Source organism: Qipengyuania flavescens (genome assembly GCF_029688735.1).
Taxonomy (GTDB): domain Bacteria; phylum Pseudomonadota; class Alphaproteobacteria; order Sphingomonadales; family Sphingomonadaceae; genus Qipengyuania.
The window spans coordinates 583,598-596,091 of the sequence record NZ_JARULD010000002.1 but is presented as its reverse complement, the minus strand read 5'-3'; the positions used below and the strand labels follow the sequence as shown (position 1 = coordinate 596,091).

At 64.5% G+C, this 12,494-nt stretch carries 10 protein-coding genes; 3 read left to right on the top strand and 7 right to left on the bottom strand.

Annotated features, from left to right (window positions below; translation table 11 throughout):
• Positions 1-36: 36 nt before the first annotated feature.
• On the bottom strand, positions 37-1,503 hold the full coding sequence (locus P8R33_RS08155; RefSeq protein ID WP_278328481.1) for an FAD-binding protein: 1,467 nt from the start codon (positions 1,501-1,503) through the stop codon (positions 37-39).
• Between the two features lie 161 nt (positions 1,504-1,664).
• Here P8R33_RS08155 and P8R33_RS08150 point away from each other — a divergent pair, with 161 nt between their 5' ends.
• Entirely contained in the window at positions 1,665-2,336 is a 672-nt protein-coding gene (locus P8R33_RS08150) for an SDR family oxidoreductase (RefSeq protein ID WP_278328480.1), read from the top strand.
• Here P8R33_RS08150 and P8R33_RS08145 read toward each other — a convergent pair whose 3' ends face one another.
• The gene (locus tag P8R33_RS08145; RefSeq protein ID WP_278328479.1) at positions 2,337-2,828 is read right to left on the bottom strand and encodes a CinA family protein; all 492 of its coding nucleotides are present in this window, start codon (positions 2,826-2,828) and stop codon (positions 2,337-2,339) included. It lies immediately after the preceding gene.
• A 163-nt stretch (positions 2,829-2,991) separates the two neighbouring features.
• Positions 2,992-5,073 (bottom strand): NAD-dependent DNA ligase LigA, encoded by a 2,082-nt coding sequence (gene ligA, locus P8R33_RS08140; protein WP_278328478.1) that lies wholly within the window; start codon positions 5,071-5,073, stop codon positions 2,992-2,994.
• 77 nt (positions 5,074-5,150) lie between these two features.
• Here ligA and P8R33_RS08135 point away from each other — a divergent pair, with 77 nt between their 5' ends.
• Entirely contained in the window at positions 5,151-5,633 is a 483-nt protein-coding gene (locus P8R33_RS08135) for a DUF2165 domain-containing protein (protein ID WP_278328477.1), read from the top strand.
• 5 nt (positions 5,634-5,638) lie between these two features.
• On the opposite strand, the gene recN is transcribed toward P8R33_RS08135, so the two are convergent.
• From recN to proB, 4 genes are all read right to left on the bottom strand, one after another.
• Positions 5,639-7,303, bottom strand: a complete 1,665-nt coding sequence (recN, locus tag P8R33_RS08130) for a DNA repair protein RecN (protein ID WP_278328476.1) — start codon at positions 7,301-7,303, stop codon at positions 5,639-5,641.
• Between the two features lie 61 nt (positions 7,304-7,364).
• Positions 7,365-9,377, bottom strand: coding sequence for a CapA family protein (locus P8R33_RS08125; RefSeq protein WP_278328475.1), 2,013 nt, complete (start codon positions 9,375-9,377; stop codon positions 7,365-7,367).
• A gap of 56 nt (positions 9,378-9,433) precedes the next feature.
• A complete protein-coding gene (locus P8R33_RS08120) occupies positions 9,434-10,237 on the bottom strand; it encodes an outer membrane protein assembly factor BamD (RefSeq protein ID WP_446532505.1) in 804 nt (267 codons plus the stop codon).
• 108 nt (positions 10,238-10,345) lie between these two features.
• Positions 10,346-11,491, bottom strand: a complete 1,146-nt coding sequence (gene proB / locus P8R33_RS08115; protein WP_278328473.1) for a glutamate 5-kinase — start codon at positions 11,489-11,491, stop codon at positions 10,346-10,348.
• A 217-nt stretch (positions 11,492-11,708) separates the two neighbouring features.
• Between proB and P8R33_RS08110 the strand changes: the two genes are divergently transcribed.
• On the top strand, positions 11,709-12,476 hold the full coding sequence (locus tag P8R33_RS08110) for a pyrroline-5-carboxylate reductase family protein (RefSeq protein ID WP_278328472.1): 768 nt from the start codon (positions 11,709-11,711) through the stop codon (positions 12,474-12,476).
• The last annotated feature ends 18 nt before the right edge of the window (positions 12,477-12,494 follow it).

Sequence of the window (12,494 nt, the reverse complement as noted above, 5' to 3'; positions counted from 1 at the left end):
GGCAACGCGGCGCTACGCAAACAGGTCCGAGATTCCTCAGGCGAGCTTCGCGTCCGCCGCAGCCTCGCCCGGTAGAGGCTTGCCCGTCTGCAGGAATGCTCGCACCCGTTCGCTGAACATCAATCGCCCGTTGGGATAATGCTTCCGGTGGATCGCCATGAGCCGGTCGAGATTGTTCTCGCCGAGCGAATCCCGGAACGCAGGTATCAGTGCGCTCTTGCCGAAATGCGGACGGGTTTCCGGCTCGTATTGCAGCACCATGCGCTGCAGCCGTTCGAGCCACGCATAATCGCGCGGATCGGCGAACAGGTCGATGGCTGCCACCGGCCCGTCGTGATTGGCGGCGAAGACCAGATCGGATGTTCCCGGCAATTCGCGTACGCTGATGACGCCCTTCAGGAAGAAGCCGAGATCGCGCAAGCCGTCGGCCTCACGCATGATGAACTTGACCACCGCCGGGCCTTTTTCGAGCGGCACGAAGAACGCGAGATTGTATCCAGTATAGGTGGTCGAGAAACAGCCGCGCAGGATGTCGGGCGCGCGCTCGCTGGCGAGGCCGGGCTTGGGATCGTACAGATAATCGAGGTCGTAAGGGTCGGTCTGGATCTGATCGCGCTGTACGAGATCGAGCTTGTCGAGCAGGCGTTGCAGCGGCCGGCGCAGCGCCGGCAGGAAGCGGTCGAGCTTCTGGTACCGCTTGATGATCCACCGCGCCACAGGTGCAAAGACACCCCCGCCTTCCCGCACCTTCTCCACCCGCGGCGTCGTCTGGCAGGGTGACAGGGTAGCCAGCATCATCACCGGATCGTCCGGGTTGGAATAGGGTAGAACCACCCAATTCGACGCGATAGTGCCTTGCTGCAATTCGCGCAGCTTGGACAGGCGGTTGATATGGCTTGTCGAGATGTATGCCTCGACCGGTGCCGTCTCCAGCTCCAGCTCGACGATCGGCGCAATGGTGCCGAACGACAGCGCGACATAAACAAAGTCGGAATCGGCGCGGGTCAGCCGTACGCGCTGGCCGCTATCGTCGAGGAAGGTCACCGCGGTCACCGCATCGGCCATCACCCCGCGGTCGCCGAAACCATGCGTTCCTGTGGCGAGCGCACCCACGACCGTCTGTTTCATGTAATTGCCCGAGTTGATCAGGCGGCGGTCGTGCTGGATCAGGAAGCGTTTGAACTGTTCGACCGTGACCGAGGCTCCGACAGTGGCGATGCCGGTCGCCGGATCGAAATCCATCCGGTGGAGCCCGCCCTCCTCCATCATCATCGCATTGATGCCGGGCACGATCTGGACGCCGTTATAGGAGTGCGACTTGCCGACGCAGCTATAGCAGCCCGTCGCCATGTCCGCGCACAGCTTGGCCTCGTCATGCGGGATGCGGGCCTCGGCATCGCCGCGATAAACGTGGATCCACGACGCGATGCGCCGCTTACCCTCTTCACCCGCCTGCCGGTCGAGTTTGCGCTGCTTCCGCCCGCGCCGAATTTCCTCGAACATAATGCCCCCTGGTCCCCTTTCGCGAGGAATATCAGCTTCCTTTCGCGCAAGCGAGGATAGATGCGACATCGCCGCGTCCGCAGAGAGGCTCGGCCTGGTGGGGAACCAACCCCGCGCTCACCCACTCCTGAGGCATCTCTTCGAAACACATGGATTACATCATGGCCAAGACCCTTCTCATCACCGGCGCATCGACAGGTATCGGCGCTGCAACCGCCCGCGCGGCTGCCGAGGCCGGCTGGAACGTCGCCCTGCTGGCGCGTTCGGAGGACAAGCTGGAGAGCCTTGCAGGCGACATTGGCGACGCCGCGCTCGCCCTGCCTTGCGACGTCACCGACAAAGACCAGTTGCGCGATGCAATCGGCAAGACGGTCGAGAAATTCGGCGCGCTCGACGCGGTCTATGCCAACGCCGGCAGGGGGGTGGACTCACCGGGCGTCGAAAAAGGCGATCCGGACGAATGGCACGACATGATCCATCTCAATATCCTGGCCGTGCTCTACACCGCGCATGCCGCCCTGCCCGAATTGCGCAAGACCAAGGGGCACTTCGTGGTCACCGGCTCCAAAGCGGGGCGCGATCACCTGAAGGGATCGATCTACGGCGCGACCAAGTGGTTCGTGCAGGGCTTCGCCGGCAATCTGGCGGAGGAAATGCGCGAATGGGGCGGCCGCTGCACGGTCATCACGCCCGGCATGGTCGACACGCCCTTCTTCGACGAGGCCAAGCCCGACAAGATCCAGCCGGAGGACGTGGCCAGCGCTGTGGTCTTCGCCATCTCACAGCCGGATACGGCGGCGGTGCGCGAGATTCACATCATGCCGAACGACTGATCAGCGGCTGAGCGCATCCTCCAGCGCAGCCAGCGCGGCGCGGGTGAAGGCTTCCATATTGGCGATGCGGTCGTCACTGCCGGTCTCGGTCACCGCGACATGCTCGAAGCCGTCCGGGCCCACGATTGCCGTTACGCTGCGGCCGGCGGGCGCGCCGCTCGGGTGGCTCGAGCCGCCGACCGAGCCGCTTTCGGCGATTCCCCACTCGGCGCCGAAATTGTCGCGGATGGCGCGCGCCTGCAGCAACGCGTAGTCCTCGCTCGCCCCGCGCATCCCGGCATAGGCATCGCGCGGCAGGGCGAACAGCACGTCGCGGGCGCGGAAGGAGTAGACCACCCCGCCCCCGACGAAGAAGTCGAGCGCCCCCGGCACGGTCAGCAGTGACGCGGCGATCAGCCCGCCCGTCGCGCCGTCGACTACGGCAATCTTCTGGTCCCGCGCCCGAAGGAGTTCTGCGACGCGGAGCGAAACGGGATGCATTTGGGTCAGCATGGTGCGACCCCATGAAAAATACGGGAGGCAAGCAAGCTCACCTCCCGCAAGGAGAAAAGGCTTCGAAAAGCCCTTCGGGTCGCACCCGGGGCTTTACCAGTAATAGGACTGAGGTCCCCACCCAATTGGGTGGGAAGCGAGAATTTCTCGATAAAGATCATCCTCATCCCGCCGCCGCGACGATTTCGGCCCATGCAGCCTCGTCGATCACTTCGATGCCGAGTTCCGCAGCCTTCTTCAGCTTGCTGCCCGCGCCCGGGCCGGCGACCAGCAAGTCGGTTTTTGCGCTGACGGAACCGCTGGCCTTTGCGCCAAGTCGTTCGGCCTGCGCCTTGGCCTCGTCCCGGCTCATGGTTTCGAGCTTGCCGGTAAAGACGACGGTCTTGCCGGAAACCGGGCTGTCCTTCGTTTCGACCTCGTAGCGCGGCGGGGAGACTTGCGCGAGAATGTCATCCCACACGGCCTTGTTGTGATCCTCGTGGAAGAAATCGCCGAGCGCTTCCACCACGGCGCCGCCGATCCCGTCGATCGAGGTCAGTGAATTGCTCGCCTCTTCATTGCCCCCATGGGCTCTTTCCGCCGCTTCGCGCAGCGCGGGCAACTCGTGGAAATGCTTCATCAGATCGCGTGCAGTGACCGCGCCGATATGCCGGATGCCGAGGCCGAAAAGCAGCCGCGCGGCGTCTGGCTCGCGCCGTGCCTCGATGCTTTTCAACAGATTGTCCACAGACCGCTCCTTCCAGCCTTCCAGCGCAAGGATGTCCTCGCGGCGGTCTTTCAGGCGGAAAATGTCCGCCGGGCTTTCGAGCCAGCCGAGTGCGAAGAACTGGTCTATGGTCTTCTCCCCCAGCCCGTCGATATCGAGAGCGCCGCGGGAGACGAAATGCTTGAGGCGTTCGGTGCGCTGGGCGGGGCAGATCAGCCCGCCGGTGCAGCGCACATCGACCTCGCCCTCTTCAGCCACCGCCTCGCTACCGCATTCGGGGCAGTGATCGGGGAATACGTAAGGCTCGCGGTCCGCATCCTGCGTGAGGTTTTCCACAAGCTGTGGAATAACGTCGCCCGCGCGCTGCACCACCACCCGGTCGCCGGGCCGCACGCCGAGCCGCGCGATCTCGTCGCGATTGTGGAGCGTGACATTGGTCACCGTAACCCCGCCGACCAGCACCGGGGCGAGACGCCCGACCGGCGTCAGCTTGCCGGTGCGCCCGACCTGGATGTCGATGCTTTCCAGCGTCGTCTCGGCACGCTCGGCGGGGAACTTGTGCGCCAGCGCCCAGCGCGGTGCCTTGGCGACGAAGCCGAGCCGCTGCTGGTAGTCCAGCCGGTCGACTTTATAGACCACGCCGTCGATCTCGTACGGCAGATCGGGCCGCGCCTTGCCGATCGTCTCGTAATGCGCGAGCAGGCCCGCAAGATCGTCGACGCAGGTAAACAGCGGCGAGATCGGAAAGCCCCATTCGCGCAAGCTGTCGACGACGCCATGCTGCGTCTCGCCCGGCACGTCCGACGCCGCCCCCCATCCATGCGCCCAGAAGCGCAGCGGGCGATCTGCAGTCACGCTCGCATCCTTCTGCCTGAGCGATCCTGCGGCCGCATTACGCGGGTTCGCGAACAGCTTGCCACCGGCCTCTTGCTGCGCAGCATTGAGCGCAGCAAAAGCCTGTTTTTCCATATAGACTTCGCCCCGGACCTCGAACACTTCTGGCGGGCTGTCGGTCGCCAATTGCTGCGGAATGTCCGCGATATGCGCGACATTGGGCGTCACATCCTCGCCAACCTGCCCGTCGCCCCGCGTCGCGGCACGCACCAGCCTGCCTTTCTCGTACCGTAGCGAGCAGGAGAGCCCGTCGATCTTGTCCTCCGCCGTAAAAGCCAGCGGCGCGTCGTCATCCAGCGCGAGAAAGCGCCGCACACGCGCGACCCATTCCGCGATTTCCTCGTCCGAGAAGCCATTATCGAGGCTCATCATCCGAACCTCATGCGTCACCTTGCTCAACGGCGAGGCGGCAATCGCGTGCCCGACATTCTTCGACGGCGAGTCCTCGCGCACCAAATGCGGAAACGCGGCCTCCAGCTCGGCATTGCGCCGCACCAGGGCATCGTATTCCTGATCGGTGATCTCGGGCGCGTCCTCGGCGTGATAAAGCAGGTCATGCCGCGCAATCTGTTTCGCCAGCCGCATCAGCTCGTTGGCGGCCTCGGCTTCGGTCATGTCCACAGGCGTGGTTTGCTCGATTCCCATGTGCCAAGCTATGCCCCAGCGATTGCGCGGCGCAAAGTGCCGTGCATGTGGGTCGCATCACCAGTTGGGGGAAAGTGATGATCGACCGTTATCTGAAGACTGTTCTCGTCGCCGCGCTCGGCGCGATGGCACTGCTCTATGTGGTCCACAACATCATGAATATCGACCAGGCCTATGGCGCGGTCGGCTATGTGCTGTCGCTGGGGCATAACGAGGTATTTTCGAACAATATCCTGCCGGCCATCGGTGGCGCAGCGGTGAAAACGCTCGCTTGGGTAATCTTCGTCGCCGAAATCGCGACCGGCGTGATCTGCCTGCTGGGCGCATGGAGGCTGTGGCAAGCGCGCGGCGCAGATGCCGCCGGTTTCGAGGCCGCCAAGAGTACCGCCAAGCTCGGCGTAGGACTGGCGGTGATCGTATGGTTCGGCTTCTTCGGCGTCATCGGCGGCGCCGGATATCAAATGTGGCAGAGCGAAGTGGGCGCAGGCTCGCTGGCCGACGCTTTCAAGTTCAGTGTCTGGGGTCTGCTTGTCCTGATCTATCTGGGCCACCGGGAGTAGAGGAACTAAACCCCCTCCAGCAGCCGATCCGCCTGCGCGCGCGCCTCGGGCGTGACCTCTGCGCCGCTCAGCATGCGGGCGATTTCTTCCTGCCGCCCGGCCTCGTCGAGCAGGGCCACGCTGGTGCGGGTGACCGTACCGTCGGAGCTTTTGGCGATCATGTAGTGCGTGCGCCCGCGCGCGGCGACTTGCGGGCTGTGGGTCACGGCGAGCAATTGGCCATCGGAAGCCAGCCGCGCCAGTCTCTCGCCAATGGCGCTGGCCACCGCGCCACCGACGCCGCGGTCGATCTCGTCGAAAATGATCGTGGCCGCGCCGCCCTTTTCCGCTAGCGCGACCTTCAGTGCGAGGATGAAACGCGACAGTTCGCCGCCGCTCGCGATCTTGGCAAGCGGAGCGAAATCTGCGCCGGGATTGGTCGAGATCAGGAATTCGACCGCATCCAGCCCGTGCGCGCCCCAACGCTCTTCCGGAAGCTCCGTCACCGAGGTCCTGAAGCGCGCGGCGTCTAGCTTCAGCGGCGCAAGTTCGCCCGCTACCGCCTCGTCCAACCGCAGCGCCGCCGCCACGCGATTGGCATGCAGCGCCTCGGCATCGGCGCGATAATGTGCGCCCGCCTCTTTCGCTGCGGCTTCGAGAGCATCCAGCTCGGCCTCGCCGCCCTCGATCGAGTCCAGCGCGGCGCGGAATTCGCGCATTTTTTCGGGCAGCTCGTCGACCTCGCAGCGATGCTTGCGGGCGAGCGCGCGCAGTTCGAACAGCCGCGTTTCCGCCGCATCGAGCGCTTGCGGATCGTGGACCAGCGCTTCGGCAGCGGCTTGCAGCTTGTCTTCCGCCTCGCCTGCCTCGATCACCGCCCGGTCGAGCGCGCCGAGGGCTTCGGCCAGCAGAGGATGTTCGGGCGCAATCCGGTCGAGCCGCCTCGCCGCCACGCGCAAGGAGGCAAGTGGCGAGTCCGAACCTTCCCAGATATGCCGCAACTCCTCGAGATCGCCCGACAGCTTCTCGCCCTTCTGCATGTCGGCACGGGTTTCGGCGAGGCGCGCTTCCTCGCCCGCCTGCGGTTCGAGTGCGGTGAGTTCGGTGAGATGCGCCAGCAGCAGGTCCTGATCCGCCTTCGCAGTTTCGACCGCCTCGCGCGCCTCGCCCAGCGCATCCTCGGCGCTGCGCCACTTGCTCCATGCCTGCGCGACGCGGGCGGTGTCGGCGCCAGCGAAGCGGTCGAGCAAGGCGCGGTGACCACGCGGATTGACAAGGCCGCGATCGTCGTGCTGGCCGTGCAGCTCGACCAGATGGGCTGCCATCTCGCGCAGCAGGCCCACGCTGACGCTCTGGTCGTTGACGAAGGCCTTGCTCTTGCCGTCGGCCTTAAGCTGGCGGCGCAGGATCAGCGGTTCGCCCTCCTCCACTTCGATATCGGCATCGTCGAGCAGTTCGGCGAGCGGCGCGGGCAGCGCGGCGAAATCGAAACTGGCGGTGACGCTCGCCTTGTCCTCGCCCGCGCGCACCAACCCGCTGTCGGCGCGGTTGCCCAGCACCAGGCCGAGCGAATCCAGCAGGATCGACTTGCCTGCCCCAGTTTCGCCGGTAAGCACGCCGAGCCCGCGCCCGAAATCGAGATCGAGCGCTTCGATCAGCACGATGTTGCGAATGGCGAGCCGGGTCAGCATCGCCGGTGTGCTTAGCGCAGGGCGATGGCCGCGTCACGATAACAGGCGCCGCAGCTGTGAATTATTGCACGACGTGCGAGGCGTGCCAGCGGTCGGCTTCGGATGAGCCGTTGATGCTCCACGAGATCACCTCGAAATCGTCGATCGCGATCGGTTCGAGATTACCGCTTTGCGCCGTCGAAACGAAGCGCAGGATCGGGCGGAAGGGGCGCGTATTGCCCTCCGCCTCGTCGGGTCTGACGAACTCAAAGCTTACGTCCTGCCATGCCTTGGCGGCGGGCAGATCGCGGGTTTCGAGGATGTCGCCGCGCCAGCGGGCGCTGGGCTGCTCGCCCGGCTGTGGTCGATCCTTGATGCGCAGCTCGACCCGCACCGCCACCGGCAGCTTCACCCGCGCCCGCACAGTATACGCGCCCGCAGGCACATCGCGCAGGTAGGCGTGGGTGAAGAGTGCCGGGCTGGAGGCCGCCTTTTCCGGGCGCAGGACAGCGTAGGCCTCGCCATCGCGGGTGGCGAATTCGAGACCCGCATCGTCGCTCATGAAGGCGCGCTCCATCGCATCGCCTTCGCGCGCCATGGCGAAATCGCCCCGTCCGATCACATCACGGCCCAACCGCGTGCTGTCGCAGGCTGGTGCAAAATTGGCGAGCGTGAATTCGTCCGCGGCCCGACGATGGCAGCTTGCGCCCATGCCGCTACGCTGGTCGGCATAGACGACCGCATGCCCGCCACTCATGGCAAGCTGCGTCCCGCGTTCGGCGGAGAAACCGAAGAGGCGGCGCAGCACGCGCTCGCGCATCGCACCGACCGCAGGCATCGGGCGGTAGTCGACCACGCCCACGGGTACGAACTCTGCGCGAAGGAAACGCCCCTTCTCGAGGATCGCGCGGATGGCGTAGGTCACATGCGTGCGCGGATGTTGCTGGTCAAACAGGAAGTTGCCGATCGACGGCGCGACCAGTGCCTTGCGATAGACCTCCACGCCCATGACGAGGTGCGGGTGATGGCCGATAGCGAGCGGCGCGCCCTGCTCCACCGCTTCGCGCAAGCGGCCGACGGTGGTTTCGCTGGGACGGTCGATATATTCTGCGCCGCCATGATATTGCAGCACCGGCACGTTGCGGCGCTTGCGCTCGCGCTCGACGCTGCGCCTAACTTGCCCGCGCGTGCCGAACGCCGCACCGCCTTTCGAGGCCGTGGCTATTTGGTGCGCGCCGTTCGAGCCTTCCCAGCCGACGAAGCCAAGCATGGCGAGCGAGGTACCGCCGAGTTGGATCTCGGCTGCTCGATCGGCCAGCGTCTCGTCATGGCCCGCACCCGAATGGGCGAGGCCGGCGCAATCCAGCGCGGCGATGGTCGAAACGATACCCGGTTCGCCGTAATCGTAGATGTGATTGTTGCCGAGGGTGACGTAATCGACCCCGGCGCGTTTTAACGCCGCGGCCAGTTCCAGCGGGGAGAAAAAGGTGATGCTCTTGCCCGGCAGGCGCGGTCCGGGAGCCTCGTCTGCCAATACCGTCTCGAGATTGACGGACGTCAGGTCTGCGCTCTCCATATAGGGCCGCATCGGCGCGAGCAGCCGGTCGAGATCGGCGGCGAGACTTTCGCGGAACAGCAGTTGCCGTTGGCCCAAGGACGGCTCGAAATAGCGGCGCCCCGCCATGGTGTCGCCGCCGAAGAACAGCTCGATCCGCCCCTTCTTGCGCGCCACCACTTCGATGGCCGGGATGGCGAGACAATCGCAAGCATCGTCGCGCAGTTCGGCGTGGCCGAAAGTCTGTACGGCGGTGAAGACGCCAGCTCCGCCTATTTCGAGGCGGTAGATCGGAGCGATGGGCAGAGTAGCGGCAAAGTGCCCGTCCGCCCCAAGGCCGACAGGGGCACCGTTTATCGTGACGGAGACATCGCGGAAGTCGATGCGGTCCCGTCGCCCGTCGAGGACGCCGCCGATGCGAACCTCCCCGGGTGCCGCGATCTCTCCGCCGACCATATCGGCGGCAGGATGGGCCGCGAGCGGGAACGCGCAAAGCGATGCCGCGACCACGGCCAGAGTGGAAAGGACCCGATTAGACATGCCGCCGCACCTACCGACGCAGCGGGAAAAATAGCGTTAATCGAGCCTGGAAAAGCTCAGCTGGCGGTGGCGCCCGGCGCGTGCCGCTGCATCAGCGCGAAAGCCTTCTCGTACCATTCGTTGCCCGGATAGTTCGCCCCCAGCACGGCAGCATACTTCTGCGCCTCGCTCGGAATGCCGAGTGCCAGGCTGGTCTCAGTCAGGCGATAAAGCGCTTCGGGCGTGTGGCTGGTGGTCTGGAAATTCTCGACCACGTTCTGGAAGCGGATCTGCGCGGCGATCCACTGGCCGGACCGTTCGTAGTGCCGCCCGATCTCCATCTCCTTGCCGGCAAGGTGATCCTGCACCAGGTCGATCTTGAGCCGCGCATCGGCGGCGTATTGTGTGGTCGGGAAACGACGATTCACTTCTTGCAGCGCGGTCAGCGCCTGTTCGGTGATCTTCTGGTCGCGCTGCACATCGCTGATCTGCTCGTAATAGCTGAGCGCGATCAAATAATAGGCGTAAGGCGCGTCCTTGTTGCCCGGGTGGATCGAAAGGAACCGCTGGGCCGACTGGATCGCCGGGTTGTATTCCTGTGCGACGTAATAGCTGAACGCGCTCATCAGCTGCGCGCGGCGCGCCCAGGGCGAATAGGGGTGCTGGCGTTCGACCTCGTCGAACAGGGCTGCGGCAAGCGTCGCATTGCCCGCGTCCAGCCGGCTCTTCGCCTCCCGATACAGCGTCTCCACATCGCGCGCGACATAGGCGGTGTTCTTCAGGTCGTCCCCGCCACCGCGCCCGGCGCAGCCTGCGGTGAGAACACTGGCTCCGGCCACGAAACCGGCGAGGATGAGCTTGCTTGGGGAACGCGAATGCATGGTCATGGGGCCAGCCTATAGCCAGCGCCCTGCTGAACGCCAAGTGAAGTTCGTGCGCTTGTGCCCATCGCTTCGCGAACACCGACGACTGCTGCTATCGGTCTTCGTCTACTCGGTAATCGCGGCGGGCGCGTCCCACAACAGGTGCCGCGTTTCCAGCGGAACGAGGTTTGCTCCGCGGATGATCTCGCCCTTGGTGTGATAGCCGAGCAGCTGGTCGGCATCCGCATCGGGGTTGTTGGTCAGCACGCGAACCTCTTCCGAAGTGAAATCGCTGAGGCCGCGCGCCCGCTCGATCCCCTGCTTGTCGTAGATGTGCAGGACATCGCCGCGGGTGAAATCGCCATCCATCGAAATAATGTCTTCGCGCCGGATGGCGCGCTCGCGATCTTCCATCGTCTCGAACACCGCATCGTTGACCACCAGGCTGCCCGCCATTTGCAGGCGGTTGGCAATCCAGCTGTCCCAGCCGGAGATCGGATTGGGATAGGGCAGGATTTTGGTGGAGCGACGCTCTTGCGAAAGCACGCTGGTCAGCGGCCGATCGACCTCACCCTGTGCGATCCATGTCGTGCAGCCGGCCTCCTGCGCCATGTTGGCAGCCTGCAGCTTGGTGGCCATGCCGCCCGTACCAAGCGTGCTCTTGCCCTTGGTGGCCTCCATATATTCGGAGACATCGGTGACTTCGGGCACGAATTTCGCCTCGGGATCGTCCGGATTGCGATCGTAGAGGCCGTCGACGCCGGTCAGGATGATCAGATCCTCGGCCCCGACCATCTGCGCGACCTTGGCCGCCAGCCGGTCGTTATCGCCGACGCGGATTTCCTCGGTCGTGATGGAATCGTTCTCATTGATGATCGGGATGACTTGCGCTTCGAGCAGGCGATGCACGGTGTTGCGCGTGTTGAGGAACCGGCGGTGATCCTCGAAATCGCCCAGCGTCAGCAGAACCTGCGCAATCTCGAGGCCGAACTCATAGCCGACCTGCTTGTAGGCATTGAGGAGCAGCGGCATGCCGCAGGCAGCGGCAGCCTGCTTGTCGGAAACTCCGGCGGACTCGGGCGTTTCACCCACGATGCGCAAGCCCAGCGCGACGGATCCCGACGAACACAGGATTACTTCATGCCCCTGGTTACGAAGCCGCGCCATGTCCTCCATGAGGCGCTGGAGGAAGCCGAAGCGCGGGGTCAGCATGTCCTGGTTGGCGAGCAGCGCGGAGCCGATCTTTATAACAATCTTGCGTTTCTTAGTCACAATAGACAATCCATACGGCTTGAAATTTTCGACCCAGATGGTAGGTATCTATGGTGCAGTGCACAACCACAGATCGCAGATTTTTTTGGCGAATTCGATTTCGCAAATCTCTCTTACTAAAAGACCGGTCACGTTCTTCGGAAATCGGATTTCACTGTTAAGCAAAAACAAGAATTAAACACGAAAGAGGCTAGTCATTACTTATTCCAACATCGTCATGGTCGGATGCGGCAAGATGGGAGGTGCCCTGCTTTCGCACTGGATGCAAGGGAACGAGCAGTTCACGGTTGTCGATCCGGCGCTGGACAGCGCTCCAGACGGCGCCCGGCTCGTCCCGGATCGCAGCGAAATTGCGAGCGAGACGTTCGATGTCGTCATCGTCGCGATCAAGCCGCAGATGATCGACGATATCCTGCCCGACTATGCCTCGATGCTGTCCGAGAATGGCTATGTGCTCTCTATTGCAGCCGGCTGCTCGCTCTCACGCCTGTCGCGCCTGATGGGCGGCGCCCCCGCAGTGCGTGTGATGCCCAACCTGCCCGCCGCCGTCGGCAAGGGCGTCAGCGGCTTGTGTGCGGACGACAAGGGCCGGGGCCCCGCCCTCGCCCATGCCGAAACGATGATGGGCCGCACCGGAACCGCCGTCGTCGTCGACAGCGAGGACAAGATCGATCGGGTAACCGCCGTCGCCGGCTCCGGCCCCGGCTATGTCTTCGAAATCGCGCGCGCCTACGTCGCCGCGGCGATGGAAATGGGCTTCGACGAAGACGAAGCCCGCGCTCTGGTTCTCGGCACGATCGAGGGCGCTACCGCCATGGCGCTGGAGCCGGGTGCCGCCGGGCTCGAAGACCTGCGCAACTCCGTCAGCAGCAAGGGCGGGACGACCGCCGCCGGGCTGGATGCGCTGAATGGCGACGGAACCATTTCGCGCAAGATGCGTGAAACACTTGAAGCGGCCTACAACCGGGCGGTCGAGCTGCGCTGATCCGCGCCTCCCGCCCTC